General features: G+C 45.4%; 20 protein-coding genes and 1 riboswitch. Of the genes, 18 read left to right on the top strand and 2 right to left on the bottom strand.

Features of this window, described 5'->3' with window-relative positions:
* Positions 1 to 282: 282 nt before the first annotated feature.
* The gene (locus tag WFI24_RS32200; protein WP_336765896.1) at positions 283 to 723 is read left to right on the top strand and encodes a hypothetical protein; all 441 of its coding nucleotides are present in this window, start codon (positions 283 to 285) and stop codon (positions 721 to 723) included.
* A 648-nt stretch (positions 724 to 1,371) separates the two neighbouring features.
* Here the strand turns inward: WFI24_RS32200 and WFI24_RS32195 are convergent.
* Positions 1,372 to 1,896, bottom strand: a complete 525-nt coding sequence (locus tag WFI24_RS32195; RefSeq protein WP_145326510.1) for a hypothetical protein — start codon at positions 1,894 to 1,896, stop codon at positions 1,372 to 1,374.
* Positions 1,897 to 2,201: 305 nt separating this feature from the next.
* Between WFI24_RS32195 and WFI24_RS32190 the strand changes: the two genes are divergently transcribed.
* The 13 genes from WFI24_RS32190 to rsmI all read left to right on the top strand — a co-directional run bounded on the left by WFI24_RS32190 (position 2,202) and on the right by rsmI (position 12,011).
* A complete protein-coding gene (locus WFI24_RS32190; protein ID WP_336765894.1) occupies positions 2,202 to 2,339 on the top strand; it encodes a hypothetical protein in 138 nt (45 codons plus the stop codon).
* A 55-nt stretch (positions 2,340 to 2,394) separates the two neighbouring features.
* Positions 2,395 to 2,580 (top strand): sigma factor G inhibitor Gin, encoded by a 186-nt coding sequence (locus WFI24_RS32185; RefSeq protein WP_145326511.1) that lies wholly within the window; start codon positions 2,395 to 2,397, stop codon positions 2,578 to 2,580.
* 254 nt (positions 2,581 to 2,834) lie between these two features.
* Complete coding sequence (locus WFI24_RS32180; protein WP_336765891.1) at positions 2,835 to 4,661, top strand: aminotransferase class I/II-fold pyridoxal phosphate-dependent enzyme; 1,827 nt, start codon at positions 2,835 to 2,837, stop codon at positions 4,659 to 4,661.
* A 237-nt stretch (positions 4,662 to 4,898) separates the two neighbouring features.
* A complete protein-coding gene (locus WFI24_RS32175; protein ID WP_336765890.1) occupies positions 4,899 to 5,249 on the top strand; it encodes a CidA/LrgA family protein in 351 nt (116 codons plus the stop codon).
* The gene (locus WFI24_RS32170; protein ID WP_336765889.1) at positions 5,219 to 5,911 is read left to right on the top strand and encodes an LrgB family protein; all 693 of its coding nucleotides are present in this window, start codon (positions 5,219 to 5,221) and stop codon (positions 5,909 to 5,911) included. The genes WFI24_RS32175 and WFI24_RS32170 overlap by 31 nt, the downstream gene beginning before the upstream one ends.
* A gap of 216 nt (positions 5,912 to 6,127) precedes the next feature.
* The gene (tmk, locus tag WFI24_RS32165) at positions 6,128 to 6,775 is read left to right on the top strand and encodes a dTMP kinase (protein WP_145326515.1); all 648 of its coding nucleotides are present in this window, start codon (positions 6,128 to 6,130) and stop codon (positions 6,773 to 6,775) included.
* Between the two features lie 61 nt (positions 6,776 to 6,836).
* Entirely contained in the window at positions 6,837 to 7,166 is a 330-nt protein-coding gene (locus WFI24_RS32160; RefSeq protein WP_047914178.1) for a cyclic-di-AMP receptor, read from the top strand.
* A gap of 345 nt (positions 7,167 to 7,511) precedes the next feature.
* Positions 7,512 to 7,955, top strand: a complete 444-nt coding sequence (locus WFI24_RS32155) for a YaaR family protein (RefSeq protein WP_017691389.1) — start codon at positions 7,512 to 7,514, stop codon at positions 7,953 to 7,955.
* Between the two features lie 9 nt (positions 7,956 to 7,964).
* Entirely contained in the window at positions 7,965 to 8,936 is a 972-nt protein-coding gene (holB, locus tag WFI24_RS32150) for a DNA polymerase III subunit delta' (protein WP_145326516.1), read from the top strand.
* Positions 8,937 to 9,053: 117 nt separating this feature from the next.
* Positions 9,054 to 9,854 (top strand): PSP1 domain-containing protein, encoded by an 801-nt coding sequence (locus WFI24_RS32145; RefSeq protein WP_053778939.1) that lies wholly within the window; start codon positions 9,054 to 9,056, stop codon positions 9,852 to 9,854.
* Positions 9,855 to 9,882: 28 nt separating this feature from the next.
* Positions 9,883 to 10,251 (top strand): DNA replication initiation control protein YabA, encoded by a 369-nt coding sequence (gene yabA / locus WFI24_RS32140; protein ID WP_017691386.1) that lies wholly within the window; start codon positions 9,883 to 9,885, stop codon positions 10,249 to 10,251.
* A gap of 95 nt (positions 10,252 to 10,346) precedes the next feature.
* Entirely contained in the window at positions 10,347 to 11,126 is a 780-nt protein-coding gene (locus WFI24_RS32135; RefSeq protein ID WP_264935575.1) for a tRNA1(Val) (adenine(37)-N6)-methyltransferase, read from the top strand.
* The gene (gene rsmI, locus WFI24_RS32130; RefSeq protein ID WP_076334090.1) at positions 11,127 to 12,011 is read left to right on the top strand and encodes a 16S rRNA (cytidine(1402)-2'-O)-methyltransferase; all 885 of its coding nucleotides are present in this window, start codon (positions 11,127 to 11,129) and stop codon (positions 12,009 to 12,011) included. It abuts the gene before it with no gap.
* Positions 12,012 to 12,247: 236 nt separating this feature from the next.
* On the opposite strand, the gene WFI24_RS32125 is transcribed toward rsmI, so the two are convergent.
* A complete protein-coding gene (locus WFI24_RS32125) occupies positions 12,248 to 12,502 on the bottom strand; it encodes an AbrB/MazE/SpoVT family DNA-binding domain-containing protein (protein ID WP_017691383.1) in 255 nt (84 codons plus the stop codon).
* 306 nt (positions 12,503 to 12,808) lie between these two features.
* Here WFI24_RS32125 and WFI24_RS32120 point away from each other — a divergent pair, with 306 nt between their 5' ends.
* The 4 genes from WFI24_RS32120 (at position 12,809) to rnmV (ending at position 17,842) form a co-directional block, all read left to right on the top strand.
* Positions 12,809 to 14,086 carry an HD domain-containing protein gene (locus WFI24_RS32120; protein ID WP_336765881.1) on the top strand — a complete coding sequence of 426 codons (1,278 nt, stop codon included), beginning with the start codon at positions 12,809 to 12,811 and terminating at the stop codon, positions 14,084 to 14,086.
* 332 nt (positions 14,087 to 14,418) lie between these two features.
* Positions 14,419 to 15,189 carry a TatD family hydrolase gene (locus WFI24_RS32115; RefSeq protein WP_336765880.1) on the top strand — a complete coding sequence of 257 codons (771 nt, stop codon included), beginning with the start codon at positions 14,419 to 14,421 and terminating at the stop codon, positions 15,187 to 15,189.
* A 241-nt stretch (positions 15,190 to 15,430) separates the two neighbouring features.
* A riboswitch (cyclic di-AMP (ydaO/yuaA leader) is annotated at positions 15,431 to 15,684 on the top strand.
* A gap of 272 nt (positions 15,685 to 15,956) precedes the next feature.
* Positions 15,957 to 17,141 (top strand): 3D domain-containing protein, encoded by a 1,185-nt coding sequence (locus tag WFI24_RS32110; protein ID WP_145326520.1) that lies wholly within the window; start codon positions 15,957 to 15,959, stop codon positions 17,139 to 17,141.
* Positions 17,142 to 17,296: 155 nt separating this feature from the next.
* Positions 17,297 to 17,842: a ribonuclease M5 gene (gene rnmV / locus WFI24_RS32105; RefSeq protein WP_062838096.1), complete on the top strand. Its 546-nt coding sequence runs from the start codon at positions 17,297 to 17,299 to the stop codon at positions 17,840 to 17,842.
* Position 17,843: the final 1 nt, after the last annotated feature.

The following is a 17,843-nucleotide window of genomic DNA, read 5'->3' as shown; positions in this document are numbered from 1 at the left end:
GACCGTTAAGCCCTCTAGCGCCGATGGTACTTGGACCGCAGGGTCCTGGGAGAGTAGGACGCCGCCAAGCAAAGAACCACTGCCGATGTTATTCGGTGGTGGTTTTTATTTGTGTATAAGCAATAAATATGATGAGCGGAAGCTTTAACATGTTCGTCAATTGAAGGTAACATTTTTGTTACGGATAACAGAGGTAAAACCAGTATAATAGGACTATGTTAAATATGCTAAAAGTACCTGACCACAGAGCTGGAATGTGCAGCTGTGAAAAGGAGGGTGTGTGTGTTAAGTTGGCGGAGACTTGGACTACAATCATTTCTGTTGCTTTGTCTGACGATTGTTCTGGCAGGATGCGGTGAAGCTTCAGGAGCTGTATGGACTTCATATGAAGGTGCGGTTAACGAGAAAAGTTTTCCGGTGCCTAAAGTAGCGAATAAATCTGACCAGTCCGAAAACAATTCGGATATGGATTATGTTCGATATACGCTGTCTGGTATTAGTGAAAGCACTAGTTTGCCTGAGGTATATCTAGACGAGATCAAAAGCTGGGGTTGGACAGAGAGGCAAGCCAAGGGTACATCCAATGAATCGAGTACCTTGCGTGTATTTGCAAAGGAAGGACATACTGTTCATTTAGCGGTACATGACGGTTCCTTTACACTAATGGTTCCTAGAAATGATGCTACACAAACGACAGTAAAGTCATTGGCTGAAGATGATTGAGCTGCTGTGAGCATGGTAGGTATGAATAATTAACGCTGTGATGTTCCTTATATAGTAAAGCTCCCGTGTACTTGATCGGGGGCTTTTTGTTATTTTGCGGAAGTAGGGAGTAATGAAATACCTATTGCGTTATGTGGAGGAGAAGCTATAAAAGGTACAGAGGATTTGGAGTAGACATGGTTATATAGAAAGGTAGTATCTGTGCTTGAACTATAGGGGAATGCTGAGCTTTAAAGGTAGGGTAGATATATAGAGTAGAGTTCTATATAGATATTCTGCGGTATTGAATAGGTGGTGGAAACGGCTTAACCAGAAGGGGTGCGCTCAGAATGAGCAAGAGATCTTTTAAAGGCGTAAGATATACAGGCTAACTGGGTCATGAGATATGGAGAAGCGGAGAAAAAGAAGAGATGAAATGGAGCCAGGGATGGGGATAACATATTTAAACTACACCCATGCTGTGGATAAGGGGAGAGAGGGAGAAGATGAATAAAGGTTATCCACTGTGGATAACCTTTATTTCAGTATGTGGGGCTGAGTCATGGAGGATACGAGTAACAGGTTTCTGTATCTGAATATCCGAAGGACTCAGCCATTATGTATTACAGATAAGTGAGGTACATTTAACATTGGATGAATAGAGGTTAATTATTGTAGATAGTATGAGACATCTTGTTCATTCAATTTGATGAGTCCATCTTTGCGCTCGCGGGAGAGAACCATTACAACATATAAGCGAGGGCCAAGCAGCCACAAATGCCAGAAGATCAGCGAGAGGGTGAAGGACAAGGGCGACCATATCAAACACACAGTAATGATACATAGTCCAATCCAGCTCATGTTTAGGTGTACCCGGGTAAACATGCGGAAGCTGAAATGCTGATCAGGGATATAACCTAACCAGGGCATACGCAGATTCCAGCGCCACCGTTTGGCATAAGAGGTACGGACCAGAAGTAATATGGTTCGGGCAATGACATAATGAATCCAGATGGTGATTGGGCCTGCCAATACAAAAAAGAAGAGGCCAGTCCAGGAGAATGCGAGTAGATTGAATAAGAGCATGATGACCGGCAGACACAGATAGCTATAGATGACGCTGCGGGCGATAGCCTTTTTTTTCAGAAGCCGGTATTGATAGAACGTTGCTTTATTCTCCGGTTCGGCGATCATACGATTATATATCCTCCTTCGGATTCACGTTTGTGTGGGGTAAGTAGTCATTTTCTTGCAGGTGTATAAGGGAATGAATCATGTATGTATATATGAACCTTGTATCTCAAGCCATGATGATTGTACAAGATATTGAGATTTGACGGAGCTTTATCTCAGTATACTCCCGAATACACGGACTGTCAGGCTTTGATATCGTTATCATGTATTATATATCGGCTGAGATTCCAAGTTTTTTTAAGAAAATTTGAATAAGTTTTGAGTCAGACCAAAGGGATACATGATTTAGAGGGAAATGCGATGGAATGCAGGATAACGCTATAGAACATAAGCAGGTGAATGCTTATGTAGGAAGAATGAATGTATTTTTCGGTACAGACACCCAAGAAGGGGTGGGCGAATATATATATTTTATAGAAAGAAAGCACTATGAAAATGTTTAAAATAATAGAAACTGTGCAATACTGATAGTAAACGTAAAACAAGGTGGGATGGTTCATGGAAGAACATGCCGAACACACATGTATTATCTGCGAGCAAAGAAAAAGAGAAGGCATTTTTATTGTATCTGAATTCATATGTGACGCTTGTGAAGCAGAAATGGTTCATACCGATGCGCAGGATGCCAAGTACAATTATTTTATCAATCAGATGAAACAGATTTGGGTACAAAAAAACGCATAATTAACGTTGCTATAGAAGTAGAAGTTAGAACAAGCATTGCCATGATGCTGATGTGTGTAGAGGCCCAATGGGCCTCTTTCTGTTTTTAGGAAAGATCGTCTTGTCTGCCATCTAAGGAAGGCGTATGCTGATATAATGATATGCGATAGTTTAGAGTAGAACGTCTGCATATAGGGAAGAAGGACGCTACTGAGTATAGGAAGTATATTAGAATGCAAAGAACTCATATTATATATGTACAGGATGGTTACTTCATGGATCATAAAATTAAATCAAGTAGAGCCCCTTTATATGAAGCGTTGCTTGCGTATCGTGATTCGAAGCAGCGTTCTTTTCATGTGCCTGGGCATAAGAATGGACAAGCTTACCGACATTTGGTGGAAGAAGCAAAAGCGAAACTACCTCCTGTTAAGGATATCGTTGATGAGGAACACCAGCACAACGGAGAGATTCAGAACGGTGCAGGAGGGATTGTTAACCAAAGGGGAGAGCAATTCAGATTCAGTTCGGTGGATGAACATGGAGCTGATATGGAGAAACGTTTTGGTGGCGAAGGGAATCAGTCGGAAATAGAATTGGTACCAGTTCGTTCATTTCTAGAGATGATGGAGATGGATGTTACGGAGATTACGGGTACCGATGATTTGCATCATCCTGAGGGTGGGATCCAGGAAGCGCAGGAGCTTGCGGCAGATTGTTTTGGAGCGGAGGAGAGTTTCTTACTTGTGGGAGGCAGCACGGCAGGTAATCTTTCTTTATTGCTAACTGTGTGCGATCAGCCGAACAGCATTGTACTGGTACAGCGGAATGTACACAAATCCGTTGTTCACGGGTTGATGCTGGCAGGTGCAAGAGCTGTATTTCTGGAGCCGTGGGTTGATCCTGCGTCTGGACTTGCGGTCATGCCGTCGGTGGAGACGGTTCAGGCTGCTGTCCAGTCCTATCCTGAGGCAAAGGGAGTACTCGTCACGTTGCCCAATTATTACGGCATGGGCGCAGACCTGACGCCCATTGCTAAGGTGTGCCACGATGCTGGCATGCCATTGCTCGTGGATGAAGCGCATGGCGCGCATTATGGGCAGCATCCGGAGCTGCCGGTCTCTGCACTGTCATGCGGAGCAGACGGTGTCGTGCAGTCGACGCATAAGATGCTGACGGCCTTCACCATGGGTGCCATGCTGCACATTCAGGGACCACGGTTAAACCGGTCCCTGTTAAGGCAGCGCCTGGCCATGGTGCAAAGCTCAAGCCCATCATACCCGGTGATGGCTTCGCTTGATCTGGCGCGCCGCCTGCTGCACGTGCAGGGCGCGAACACTTTCACGGCGGGGCTCGCCGCCGTGGACGCCTTTAAGCGCGGCCTCGCAGAGCTGCCGCGCTTCCAGTTGCTGCAGCCTGCGCAGCCGCTGCAGCAAGAACCGCCAGCCGGAACAGCGAAGCCGGCTGGCATGCCCGTGTCCGCTGCGCAGCAGACACGGGAGGGCCTGACCGCGGCGGCAATGTCATCTGCCGCGGGGTATACCGCTCAGGACCCATTCAAGGCCGTCATCTATGACGGCACAGGGGTGCTTAGCGGTTATGGGCTACAGCAGCAGCTGGAAGCATGCGGCTGTGTGCCTGAGATGAGCGACGAACGGTACGTCGTCTTGCTCTTCAGCCTGGGCTCAACGGTGCAAGATGCTCAGCACCTGTTGCAAGCTTTACACCATATCAGCTCTGCCAATGGGCATGAGCAGATTCATTCAAGTACAGAGCCCTCGCAACAGCTTGCGAAAGGTTCCGCGCATTATATTTCCACGTGGAACAATTTACAAGAAAACACTCGCTTTTCAGAACCGATCTCCTTTACACTGCAACCGATTGTGGAGACGAATACGATCAATGTCCCGATAGAAGAAAGCGCGGGCTTTCGATCAGCTGAGATGGTTGTCCCGTATCCTCCAGGGATTCCGCTTGTATATCCAGGTGAACGCCTAAGTCCATCGATGGTAGCACGTATACTACTCCTGCGGGATGAAGGAGCAAAGTTTCACGGGATATCAGATGCATCTCTACAGGTATTGAAGGTCATGAAGGATTAAAAGATACACATGAAAATCTGAATTGCATTTACCACTAGGTAGTCTATATGACCAATACGGATAGCAATTATCGGACCCTACACATGTGAGGGTCTCTTGGTCATTAATCTACTTGTTAGTTCAACTTAGAAAGATAGACATAAGAAAGAAGGGACCACTTTGGGTATTCCGCTAAAAAAATATACAGGAATAGTCCTGCAAGTTTTGTTGATGTATGGTTTTTATTGGATAGGAAACATGATTCAAGCTTTATTACATCTGCCGTTAACAGGCAGTATTGTGGGCATGCTGGTATTGTTTATCGCCATTCAACTGGGATGGATCAAAATGAGCTGGGGAGAAGAGGGGTCAACGTGGCTTCAATCTCATCTGCAATTGTTGTTCATCCCACCTACTGTGGGTATCATTAATCATTTTGATTTTTTCCAAGCCAACACATTGTTATTAGTCCTTGGTTTGATTGTAAGCACATTAATCACATGTCTGGTATCTGCCAAAGTAAGTGAGTGGCTTATGACATGGAGATTGTCTCATTCAGGTAAAAAGGAGGCGATCCCATGTCAGCATTCATCCTCGGAATTGGAATGATCGCGCTAACCATCGCTGTATATATTCCAGCCACTCGTCTATATAAAAGGTTAAAATGGCCGATACTGATGCCTGTACTCACAACGACTGCCATACTGATCCTGATCTTGGTGATCTCCAATATAAAGCTGGATACGTACATGCTGGGTGGCAAATGGATACAGGAACTTTTGGGCCCAGCAGTTGTATCTCTCGCTTTTCCCTTGTCCAGACATCTGCACGTGCTAAAGAAAAATATCATTCCAATTGTCGGTGGAACGATCGGGGGCAGTATTACAGGCATCGTCACAGGTGCCTTAATTGCTATTGTGCTTGGCTATCCTCAAGATATGGTCATCGCTTTATTGCCAAAATCTGTGACGACTCCTGTGGCTATTCAACTTGCTGATCAGGTTGGGGGGAACGCCTCATTCACTTCACTGTTTGTGATGATTGCAGGTTTCTCAGGAATATTACTGGGGCCAATGTTGTTGAAATGGGCTAAAGTTCGCAGTGAACATGCTTATGGAATTGGACTGGGTTCAGCATCTCATGCCCTTGGCATGGCAAGGTCTTTCGAATATGGAGAGAATGCGGTAACCCTCAGCTCGGTATCCATGATTGTCAGTGCCATTGCCGGATCAATTATGCTTCCATTATGGGTATGGATCATCTACGGTTGAATGCTTTACTTTGTAGTTCATGTTGGAGTAACCGCTGACCTATAGTATTATAGAAAGAAAACAAGCTTGTATGATCTTTGTGTTATTAATACGTACCGGTATAGCTTAGCCATACACCTCTGGGCGGGGGATATCATATCCTGTAGCAAGAGGGTCTAAGCATATTCATTACAGCAGCAATAGATGCAATTATTGACATAGAAAGCAGGGAAGCATATGCAGGGCAGAGGTAAATTCATTACGCTGGAAGGGGGAGAGGGTTCCGGTAAAACGACGATGATCGGGAGAATAGGTTCTTATTTTGAAGAACAGGGTATACCTTACGTAGTTACGCGAGAGCCAGGCGGAATTGAGATTGCGGAGAAAATACGTTCCATTATTCTGGACCCTCTTCATACGGCAATGGATGCTCGAACCGAAGCACTATTGTATGCAGCTGCTCGCAGCCAGCATCTGGCGGAGAAGGTAGAGCCTGCACTGAGAGCTGGAAAGGCAGTCATCTGTGACCGATTTGTCGATAGCAGTCTGGTCTATCAAGGATATGCCCGTGGACTCGGGATAGAGAATGTATGGGCCATTAATCGCTTTGCAATCGGTGATCTTATGCCGGATGTGACCTTATATCTGGACATCGAGCCTGAAGTGGGGCTTGCCCGGATCGACGCTCATGATGGCCGCGAAGTGAACCGTCTGGATCTGGAGAACTTGGAGTTTCACCGTAAAGTGCGAGAGGGTTACTTCCTATTAAAAGAGCAGTTCCCGGAACGGATCAGGGTTATCGATGCTTCCATGAAGCAGGAGGACGTCTTGGCAGCAATGATTTTGTCGCTGGAGACAGGGATTTTGAAGGATTTTGACGAGTAATTGTCTAATATATAGACAGGGCATTTGATAAGGGTGCTTATTCTAAAGGAGGTTATGCAGGATGAAACTGATTGTTGCGATTATACAGGATAAAGACAGCAACCGATTATCCAGCGCATTGGTCAAAGCAAACTTTCGGGCAACGAAGCTTGCCAGTACGGGCGGATTTTTGAAGGCAGGCAACACGACGTTTATGATCGGTGTCGATGATAGTCAAGTCGAATCCGTAATGAACGTCATTCGCAGCAGCTGTAAGGTTCGTGAACAGCTCGTGACTCCGGTCACACCGATGAGTGGAACAACCGACTCTTACCTGCCGCTACCTGTTGAAGTTCAAGTAGGTGGAGCTACTGTATTTGTTCTCCCGGTAGATCGCTTCGAACATTTCTAATTAAACCTATTGCATGGATCCCATGAGGGTCTTTCATTTTCGATAGCATGTTGGAAACGATGAATGCAAGAAGATTTAAAACAGAGTTTGTGCGTGCTGCTTACGGAACGCCTTTCTTATGAGATGAATTGGCACACTCTTTCCGGATGAGCATCTCCCAGCCAGGGAATGGTTCATTTCGGAAAGAGGTTGACTACAAATAACAAGTCCTTGATGGTGATGTGTATCTACCATTATATATAGAGTGTGAATTAACATATATAAAGGCCTCATCCTCATGCACAGGCGCAACGCGCACTGTGCTGATGGGCGATTGGCTAACTATGATAGAAAGCGGGCGTATCCATGAAAATCAATCCTGGATTCAGACCGATTCAGAGCGGGATCAGTTCTACTGATTCAGGTTCCAAACCGGTCCAATCCAAAAATTTCTCTGATATGATGAATCACCAGGGGGAACGAGCCTCACAAGCTGAACTGAATCGCCGGTTTAGTGAAATCCAGCTTCAGGGTGATCGCTTGGCACGTTCCATGACGATTCGTGAGCTGAAGGCGTATAAGCAACTTGTTAAAAGGTTTCTGGAAGAGACCGTTCGCCGCGGTGTATCCATGAAAGAGACAAGGGGTTGGGATCGTCGTGGCAGAGGCAAGCGTTATAAGCTGATTGATGAAATTGACTCCGCTCTGTTATCCATGGCTGATGAATTGCTGGATACAGAGGAAGGAAAAATCTCTCTATTACAACAAGTAGGCGAAATTCGGGGGATGCTTATTAATTTAAGCTTCTGAGGAGGAAGTATGTCCTTTCAACAAATTATGGGTCAACAGGCGGCCAAGCAAATGTTACAAAGCAGTTTGAGACGTCAGGCAATAAGCCATGCGTATTTATTTAGCGGTCCAGCGGGTAGCGGGCAGCGGAAGACGGCAATTACTTTCGCCAAGGCGATATTTTGTACAGAGTTAGAAGATGACGCATGTGGGCAGTGTCTTGAATGTCGTAAGGTGGATCATGGTAACCATCCGGATCTAACCATGCTTGCACCAGATGGAAACAACATTAAAATAGATCAAATCCGGGACCTGCAGCGTATCTTTTCATACCGATCTGAGGCAGGCCATCCCAAAGTATATATTATAGAACAAGCTGAGAAAATGACGGTGCAGGCAGCAAACAGTTTGCTAAAATTTCTGGAGGAACCACAAGTACCCGCAGTCGGCATCCTAATTACAGATAATGGACAGGCTATGCTGCCCACCATCCGGTCTCGTTCCCAATTGGTGCCGTTCAGCGCACTGAAACCGGAGGAGATGTTGCAATCTCTGATTGAGGAAGGGCACCCTGCCAATCTGGCTCGGTCTGCCGTCCATTTAGCGTCAGGATTGGAAGCATGTAGAGAAATTCTCCAGCAGAATTGGTTTGCAGAAATTAGAAACGTAATGTTACAATTAGGGAAGGAGTCCCTGGGTAGAGGAAGTACATCATTGATCTCTGCACAGCAGAAGCTTTTTAAAACCGGACTCTCTGAACACCTGGACATGCTGCTTAGTTTGTTCCATCTATGGTTTAGGGACATGCTGTATGTTCAGTACGATAGGCATGAACATATCGTTTTTATAGATCAGTTAGACATGCTATCTCAGTTGGCACATACCCGCAGCACAGAGCAGTGGGTCTCCTATATGGATATGGCCGCAGCATGCAGAAAAAAATTGCGTTTCAATGTCAATGGCCAGCTTTGTCTGGAGCAATTTTTGATCGGTTTGGCATAAGACTGGGAGAGGGCAGCATTAGCTCCAATCATATGCAAACGGTTATAACTTCGACCGGTTCCCTAAGAAGACGGGGCTTCAGACGAAGTGGGGTTGGCTTACAAGGGGGTTAATTTTTTGTACAGTGTAGTGGGTGTCCGTTTCAAAAAAGCGGGCAAAATTTATTACTTCGATCCCCTGGACCTTCCCATTGAGAAAGAAAACTGCGTTATCGTGGAGACAGCGCGGGGGGTTGAGTACGGTAAGGTTGTCGTAGGTAAGAAGGAAGTGGGCGAGTCCGATGTGGTGTTGCCGCTGAAGAAAGTCATCCGCGTTGCGGGCGAGACAGATGCTCGTGTGGTTGATGAGAACAAGCGTGCAGCCAAAGAAGCATTCGGTACTTGTTTAAATAAAATCAAAGACCATGGCCTCAAAATGAAGCTGGTCGATGTGGAATTTACGTTTGATCGCAATAAAATTATATTTTATTTTACAGCTGAAGGAAGAGTTGATTTCCGGGAGCTGGTCAAGGATCTGGCAAGTATATTCCGGACACGAATCGAGCTGAGACAGATTGGTGTACGTGATGAAGCGAAGATGCTTGGCGGAATCGGACCTTGCGGCCGTGTGTTGTGTTGTTCTTCCTGGCTGGGAGACTTTGAGCCGGTATCAATCAAGATGGCTAAAGATCAGAGCCTGTCACTGAATCCGACGAAAATTTCAGGGTTGTGCGGAAGACTCATGTGCTGTCTGAAATTTGAGCATGATAACTATGAAAGTGTGAGAGAAGAACTGCCAGCTGTAGGCAAATTGGTCGTCACCTCATTGGGTGAAGGAAAAGTTGTCGGAATTAATGCCGGTAGCCGCACAGTCCATGTTCAACTGTTCGACATCAGTAAAGTCAAAGAACTTCCGCTGGATGACGTCGTTATCAAGTAAACCATAAAGGTTGCTTCGGGGTGGAAACTTGGAAAAGAAAAATCTGTTTACGCACATTCATGAAATGGAAACCCAACTGGGTCAGTTGCACGGTGATTTAGGAGAGTTAAAAATGATTGTGAAGGAGCTGCTTGAGGATAATCAGCGGCTTACCATCGAGAATGAGCAGTTACGCAAACTGCTCAAACGTGAGGCTCCGGCAGATCTGCCGATCTCCTCAGCACTCGCTCCTGTAGCAAGGCCAGCAGGTCCGGCTACAGGCGAGGATGTTGTGGGTGAAGGGTATGATAATCTGGCGCGGTTGTATCACGAAGGCTTCCATATCTGCAACGTCTATTATGGACATTTGCGGACGGAAGGCGATTGTCTGTTCTGCCTGTCTTTTTTGAATAAATGAAGTGACCGTAGGGATCCCCTACGGTTTTTTTTCAAGGTTATAAACCTAAACTAAACAAACATGAGATATAGAGTACCGGAGGATGAGCGTAACATATGAAAGCAAATGAAGTTGTGTTACATGAGTCAGAGCGGATTGATGATCTGCTCTCTCATGATCTGAGAATCATTCAAAGTGATGAAGTGTTTAGTTTTTCGATGGATGCCGTATTATTAGCCCGGTTTGCTTCCGTACCTAAACGGGGGCGTGTACTTGATTTGTGTACGGGTAACGGGGTGGTTCCCATTTTGCTTACAACGCGTACGCAGGCCAGTCTGGAAGGGATCGAGATTCAGCCACGTTTGGCTGATATGGCGCGTCGAAGTGTGCAATTGAATGAACTGGACGAGTCGATTATGATTCGTGAAGGTGATTTGCGAGAATTGGTGAAAGAAACAGGACATGCTGTATACGATGCAATAACGGTTAATCCTCCATACATGCCTCTGAATGGCAGTGATCTCAAGATGAACACACATCAGGCAATGGCACGTCATGAGATTGGATGTACCCTGGAAGAAGTGATCCAGGCTTGCAGTCGACTTGTACGTAATGGTGGCAAAGTATCCATGGTTCATCGTCCACAGCGGCTTGCAGAGATTATCTCGCTCATGCGTGAGTATAAGCTGGAGCCAAAACGAATTCGGATGGTACATCCGCGTGCTCATCTGGAGGCCAATATGGTGTTAATTGAAGGAATGAAAGATGGTAAACCCGAAGTGAGGATGCTTCCTCCACTCATTGTCTACAATGAAGAGGGGAAATACTGTGAAGAGATTATGGATATTTATTATGGTCAGCAACATGCTGAGCGTACAACGAAAGGAGGACTTTAGATGACTTTGCATATTCAGAAAAGCTATGCGGAGCAGCCTGAAGGTTCAGGCAAGCTATATCTGGTGGGAACACCCATTGGTAATCTGGAGGATATGACCTTCCGGGCGATCAAGACATTGCAGAGCTGCGACATCATTGCGGCAGAAGATACACGTCAGACTCGAAAGCTGCTTACCCATTTTGAAATTACACCGTCCATGTTGTTTAGTTATCATGAGCATAATAAGGGAGCAAGTGGCCCTGAACTGATACGCTATATAATAGAAGGAAAAAATCTGGCACTCGTCAGCGATGCTGGTCTGCCGGCCATTTCGGACCCTGGTTCCGACCTTGTACAGCTTGCGCTTGAAGCTGGAATTACGGTCATTCCCATCCCTGGACCCAATGCTGCGTTGTCTGCTCTGATCGTGTCCGGATTACCGACGGAGCGTTTTACATTCGGCGGCTTTTTGCCGCGGGAGAAAAAGGACATGCGAAAAGTGCTGGAAGCTTTTGACGAATCCAATGGGACTTTGTTATTTTATGAATCACCTCACCGTATTCGCAAAACATTAGTCCATCTTGAAGAAATTCTGGGTGATCGCTCGATCGTCCTGGCTCGTGAGTTAACCAAGCGTCATGAGGAATTTGCAAGGGGTAGTGTGAAGGAATGCATCGACTGGCTTGAAGAGCATCCGCCTCTGGGTGAGTACTGTTTACTGGTAGAAGGCATCAAGGAAGAGGAGCGTAAGGCTGAGCGCGAAGCGTGGTGGCAGCTCATGTCGCTCGCCGATCATGTCAGTCATTATGAGGGTGAAGGACATAACCGCAAAGATGCGATGAAAAAGACGGCAACCGATCGTGGTCTGACGAAGCGCGATGTATATAATGCGTTAATCGAATAGCGAATCTGACCTCCAACATGAGTGGAACATTAAAAGAACAGAGTGGTTCAAAATAATTCCAAACGAATGTTTACCACTCTCTCCTTGGTGGAGTGTGACAGACTCATTTGGGTAATGGAACCCATAACAGGGAAAAAAAATACCTTCCACGGTGTATTCACACCGGGAAGGCCATTAAGGAATATTAAAAAGGTTAGAAATAACAATGTAGATAAGTCCAGTGTACCTGTAATTTTTTATTTTGCTACAGGTGCAGGGATTTCGGAAATACATTCGTTACAAACGATTTTACCTTTGAAGTAAGTAACGTTCTCTGCATTACCACAGAAGATACAAGCAGGCTCGTATTTTTTCAACATGATGCGCTCGCCGTCAACATAGATTTCCAGAGCATCTTTTTCACCAATACCGAGCGTACGGCGCAATTCAATTGGAATAACTACCCGTCCCAGTTCGTCCACTTTTCTTACAATACCTGTTGATTTCATCATTATAATCAGTGCTCCTCTCAGCTAACTATCTTTGTCATTATTCGACATTATTTTATGTTTTATGATACTCATCATACCAACGATTCCCAAATCAGTCAACCTTAAAATTAGCTTAAAATTAAGGCTGTTTTTCCTAAGGTTAATGGTGGTAAGGGATTGCAAGCTGTTTTTCGTATTTAAACATCAATGTCAGCTTTGTCGATTTGGAAAACGACAAAACTACCTTATTCGACAAAGTTCGTCAAATCATGTCGAATCGTAGAGGTCAAAGCGTTAATATATAAGAAATTAAAGGAGTGAGTCGACATGGAACAACGTCTAACGGAAGAGAAAGTGTTTAAAGATCCGGTACATAATTATATCCACGTGCAAGATCCGATTATATGGGAGTTAATCAACACCCCGGAGTTTCAGCGGTTACGCCGGATTCGTCAGTTGGGGACTTCTTATCTTACCTTTCATGGAGCAGAGCACAGTCGTTTCTCACATTCACTGGGTGTGTATGAGATTACGCGCAAGATCATCTCTCAATTTGAAAGAAGTCATTATTCAGACTGGCCAAAGGAAGAAAAGATTGTAGCGCTATGCGCAGCTCTACTTCATGATCTTGGGCATGGGCCGTTCTCTCATTCCATTGAGGAAGCTTTTGACATGAATCATGAAGATTGGACTTGTCGCATCATCACAGGTGATACCGAAGTAGGGGCAATCTTAAGACGGTATGCTCATGATTTTCCTGAGAAAGTGGCTTCTGTGATTCAAAAAACGTATGAGCAGCCCATTGTGGTCAATCTGGTGACTAGTCCTCTGGATGCAGACCGAATGGATTATTTGCTCAGGGATGCTTACTTTACGGGAGTAAATTATGGCACGATCGACCTTGATCGTATCCTTCGCATGCTCCGTCCCTATCATGGACGAATTGTAGTCAAGGAGTCAGGCATGCATGCTGTGGAGGATTACTTAATGTCTCGGTACCAGATGTATTGGCAGATTTACTTTCATCCGGTAACCCGTAGTTCCGAAATCATATTGCGGCAAATATTCAAGCGAGCGAAAGCACTCATAGAAGAAGGTTTCCAATTCCGCTTCTTGATCGATCCACTTCCTCAATTATTTGAAGGAGAACTATCGGTAGATGAATATTTGCAGTTGGACGAAGCCCTGATTCAGACGGCATTTGCGCAGTGGCGCAAGGAGGACGATGCTGTTCTGAGTGAGTTATGCGAACGTTTCATGGATCGCAAGTTATATAAGTATGTAGAGCTTGAACAGACCGACTTGACAATGATGGAAGAGATTCGGGAAGCTTTTATCCAGGCAGGTCTCAATCCCGAATATGATCTTGAAATTGATTTTCCGTCGGATAATCCGTATGATGTGTTTCGTCCGGATGAATCCACAGATAAGCAGATTCTTCTGCTCGATCGACAGGACAAGTTACATGAGTTGTCAGAAGTATCCGACATTGTCCGGTCCATTAGTGGGCTGCATCGGGGCAAACATCATTTGTATTACCCGCAAAACAAGGTGGATGCGATTATTCATGAATTACCGTCCCATATACGCTCCTATTTCTTGTAATGATGAGGGTACAACTTGGTGAAAACTTTGTGTTCAAAAGACTTTCTAAAAGAGCTATTTTTCATGATACAGTAATCTGCTTTAATGGGCAGTATATGTAGATCGACATAATTTTGTAAATGCAAGCAAGTGGAATCATCTCAATCAGCCATATGTAGATGAGAATATCTATACATCTTCTATATATTGTAGTTGCGATGCAATGAATGTAATGATGGCAATATACAGATTCTCCAAAATGTTTTATCTATGAAGCAATGATATATTGAATTTTACACATTGAATTTTTAAACAAAGATAGTCGTTAGTTCGACATGAAGGGAGATACAACCATGATGCTTTTCGACACACATACACATCTGGATGCACCACAATTCGACGAGGACCGCGAGGACATGATTCAGCGTGCTGTGGATGCCGGAGTTGGTCGCATGATCAACATTGGCTTTAACCGTGAGACGATCCCGACCACCATGAAACTTGCTGAAACATATGATTTTATATATGCAGCTGTAGGGTGGCATCCCGTAGATGCGATCACAATGCAGGAGGGCGATCTGGAATGGATTGCATCTTTATGCAAGCATGAAAAAGTGGTTGCGATTGGTGAGATTGGGTTGGATTATCACTGGGATACTTCACCAAAGGAAGTGCAGCATCGCGTATTACGACAACAAATTGCATTGGCTCGTGAAGTGAACATGCCCATTGTCATCCATAATCGAGATGCGCACGAAGATATTATAAGAATTTTGCGCGAAGAGAAAGCTAGCGAGGTTGGTGGTGTTATGCACTCCTTCTCAGGCAGCTGGGAAACCGCGAAAAGTTGTCTCGATATGGGCTTCCACCTGTCCTTTGGAGGCCCGATCACATTCAAAAATGCAAAACAGCCCAAAGAGGTGCTGGCGAAGGTTCCGATGGACCGGTTTTTCATTGAAACAGATGCTCCATATCTGACACCTCATCCGTATCGTGGGAAACGAAATGAAACAGCGCATGTACGTCTGGTTGCAGAGGCAGCAGCGGAAATTAAAGGCATTTCGGTAGAGGAAATTGCTGCAATAACGACCAGAAATGCCATGGAACGATTTGGGATTCGTTAAAAAATTGAGTAAATCAGGTGAAAAAGGCAGGTAAGCGGAGGTAATTTGCTCTTTGATCCAAATAAATCAAGAATATTACAATATTTTAACCAAATATTCAGAAAAACGTACTTGATCAACGCTTTACAACATGCATCAAAACAGGATATCATCTTTTCAGTGAATTGTTGTGCGGAAAATTGGACAGATGTTCGGGGGATGAACAAAGGGACACTTTCCGATGAAACAACATTACTTTCATGAATCAGTCTCGCTGAGTCTCCGTTAACGGAGAGCGGGGGAACCAATAAGGCTTAAACAGCGGTGTATTTAGCTGCTGCGCATCATTCGCTGACCCAAAAGCAGCGAAAGGAATTGCGAAGCCATATTTGATTTCTTCTTTGGGTCTCGGGGTGAATTCAAGGGCGTCCGCCATGAGCGGATGACCCAAGATAGGGCGGCTCTCTTTCGCCCGAACCCGACAGCTAACCTCGCAAGCGGAAAAAGAGAGGCAACCTCGTGCATGAATTTCCGATATTCAAAATCATTCGGAAGCCACGAAAGAGTTCCTCTTACACTCTTTCTTTGGCTTTTTTTGTTTTTGAATAAAAGAAAGGTTGTCATCATACGGTAGGTATTCAGGAGGATGACATCATGTTGCGAAGATTGATTCATGGTGCAGAACCGGTCATATGGTCCGATCTGTGTTCTGTAGAAAAATTGGTATAGTCACGTCAAAGACATCATGCATTACTTTAGACGGCGAGGCTATGAAGGAGGACGGAGAAGTGGGCACATTCCAACCAGAAGAGACCCATGAGTCACGATCATCCAGTAAGTCTTTCGCGTTGCGGTGGAAGCATGAGAACATGCGTCAAATGGCATTGATCGCGATTTTCTCAATTGCGCTTACAATCATGATCTTGTTAGTCGTTTACGGTCAGGCCGGGAAACAAATTTCACTGGTTATTGATGGCAAAGCTCAGGTGGTAGAGACTCGTACAGGAATGCTTCAGGAAATGCTGGAGGAGCAGTCAATCACAGTCAGCCCTCACGATCAGGTATCCATTCCGCTCAATGGAGCAATTACAGATGGAGACCGAATCGTTATTGAGCGGGCCGTTCCAGTCAACATTACGGCAGACGGAGACACCAAGACTCTGTATACAACCGATTCATCGGTAGAAGATGCAATTCAAAAGTCAGGTATTCAAGTTGAAAATAATGATAAAGTATATCCGGCGCTTGGAACTGCTATCAAAGCGGATATGAAGATCCGTGTAGTGCGTGTAACAAAGCGTACAGTGGAAGTAGAGCAACCGATTGCTTACAAAGTAATTAAAACGGCTGACCCTAGCTTGTACAAAGGGGATAACCGTGTCGTTGTGAACGGCAAAGAAGGCAAACTTGTACAGCATATTGAAAAGGTATTCCAGGATGGAGAATTGGTCTCCAAAAAAATGGTTGGCAAATCGGTCGCGAATAATCGTGTAGATAAAGTGATTGCTGTCGGCACCAAAGCGAAACCGGTCGTGAAAGAACCTCAGATTCAGACAGTATCGGCTCAAACTTCTACAACCAAAAAGGCTACAACAACGAACTCGAAGAAAACATCTGCCTCGGGCAGCAAAGTAATTACCGTATCCGGAACTTCTTTTAAATACTCCAAAGTACTGAAGAACGTATCCATGACTGCCTACTCTTCCGAAGAGCCTGGCATTGGCACCAAAACAGCTTCCGGTACTCGTGTAACGGAAGGGCGCACCATTGCGGTTGATCCCAAAGTCATTCCAATTGGCTGGTGGGTATATATCGAGGGTCTGGGCTTCCGTCGTGCGGAAGATACAGGCGGTGCCATTAAAGGCAACAAAATTGATGTATATTATGACAGTGTGAAGCATGCCCTGAATTTTGGACGTAAGAAAGGCAAGACGGTCTACGTGATCGGCCCGGTGAAGCCGGAAGCGAACTAAAATCGTTTTACTTTGAAATGGGAATGCTATAAAATAGTTGCATGAATGATTCATGCGGAATATGCGGCGGAGGGGTCTGAATTCAGTCTCCCCCGCCGTTTGGCAGAGAAGAGGATATTCCTCTTCTTTTTGCGTTAGAAAGGAAGAAATGGAACATGATAAAAGAAGTGATTGTGGTGGAAGGCCGCGACGACACGGTAGCCATTCGCCGGGCTGTGGAAGCCGATACGATAGAAACAGGCGGATCAGCCATCAACCAACGCATTCTGAAACGGATTGCACTTGCTCAGGAGAGACGGGGAGTCATTGTACTCACAGATCCAGATCATGCCGGCGAGCGCATTCGTAAAATTATTGCGAATAAAGTTCCAGGCTGCAAGCATGCCTTCATTCCGGAGGCCGATGCGACGCGCAAAGGAGACATCGGGGTGGAGAACGCCTCACCAGAGGCGATTCGGCACGCGCTGGAACGCGTACATACTTCATACGAAGGTGCTCCAAGCCTCATCGATTGGGAGGACCTGATCGCGGCAGGACTCATTGTACACCCGCAGGCTGCCGCACGTCGTATGGAGATGGGCAATCTGCTGGGCATTGGATATTGTAATGGTAAGCAGTTCCACAAACGTCTGAGTGTATTTCAGATTACACGGGAAGAATTCTCCACAGCATTAGCGCAAATTGAACGCGAAGGATTGTGAG

The sequence above is a fragment of the Paenibacillus sp. USHLN196 genome, assembly GCF_037144955.1.
Classification (GTDB): domain Bacteria; phylum Bacillota; class Bacilli; order Paenibacillales; family Paenibacillaceae; genus Paenibacillus; species Paenibacillus xylanexedens_C.
This window is presented reverse-complemented; position numbering and strand designations above follow the sequence as displayed.

Bases quoted from the DNA above. Each gene is read 5' to 3' on its own strand.
- WFI24_RS32195 (WP_145326510.1), bottom strand. From the start codon at position 1,896: ATGATCGCCGAACCGGAGAATAAAGCAACGTTCTATCAATACCGGCTT.
- WFI24_RS32190 (WP_336765894.1), top strand. From the start codon at position 2,202: ATGCAGGATAACGCTATAGAACATAAGCAGGTGAATGCTTATGTAGGA.
- WFI24_RS32185 (WP_145326511.1), top strand. From the start codon at position 2,395: ATGGAAGAACATGCCGAACACACATGTATTATCTGCGAGCAAAGAAAA.
- WFI24_RS32180 (WP_336765891.1), top strand. From the start codon at position 2,835: ATGGATCATAAAATTAAATCAAGTAGAGCCCCTTTATATGAAGCGTTG.
- WFI24_RS32175 (WP_336765890.1), top strand. From the start codon at position 4,899: ATGATTCAAGCTTTATTACATCTGCCGTTAACAGGCAGTATTGTGGGC.
- WFI24_RS32170 (WP_336765889.1), top strand. From the start codon at position 5,219: ATGTCAGCATTCATCCTCGGAATTGGAATGATCGCGCTAACCATCGCT.
- tmk (WP_145326515.1), top strand. From the start codon at position 6,128: ATGCAGGGCAGAGGTAAATTCATTACGCTGGAAGGGGGAGAGGGTTCC.
- WFI24_RS32160 (WP_047914178.1), top strand. From the start codon at position 6,837: ATGAAACTGATTGTTGCGATTATACAGGATAAAGACAGCAACCGATTA.
- WFI24_RS32155 (WP_017691389.1), top strand. From the start codon at position 7,512: ATGAAAATCAATCCTGGATTCAGACCGATTCAGAGCGGGATCAGTTCT.
- holB (WP_145326516.1), top strand. From the start codon at position 7,965: ATGTCCTTTCAACAAATTATGGGTCAACAGGCGGCCAAGCAAATGTTA.
- WFI24_RS32135 (WP_264935575.1), top strand. From the start codon at position 10,347: ATGAAAGCAAATGAAGTTGTGTTACATGAGTCAGAGCGGATTGATGAT.
- rsmI (WP_076334090.1), top strand. From the start codon at position 11,127: ATGACTTTGCATATTCAGAAAAGCTATGCGGAGCAGCCTGAAGGTTCA.
- WFI24_RS32125 (WP_017691383.1), bottom strand. From the start codon at position 12,502: ATGATGAAATCAACAGGTATTGTAAGAAAAGTGGACGAACTGGGACGG.
- WFI24_RS32120 (WP_336765881.1), top strand. From the start codon at position 12,809: ATGGAACAACGTCTAACGGAAGAGAAAGTGTTTAAAGATCCGGTACAT.
- WFI24_RS32115 (WP_336765880.1), top strand. From the start codon at position 14,419: ATGATGCTTTTCGACACACATACACATCTGGATGCACCACAATTCGAC.
- rnmV (WP_062838096.1), top strand. From the start codon at position 17,297: ATGATAAAAGAAGTGATTGTGGTGGAAGGCCGCGACGACACGGTAGCC.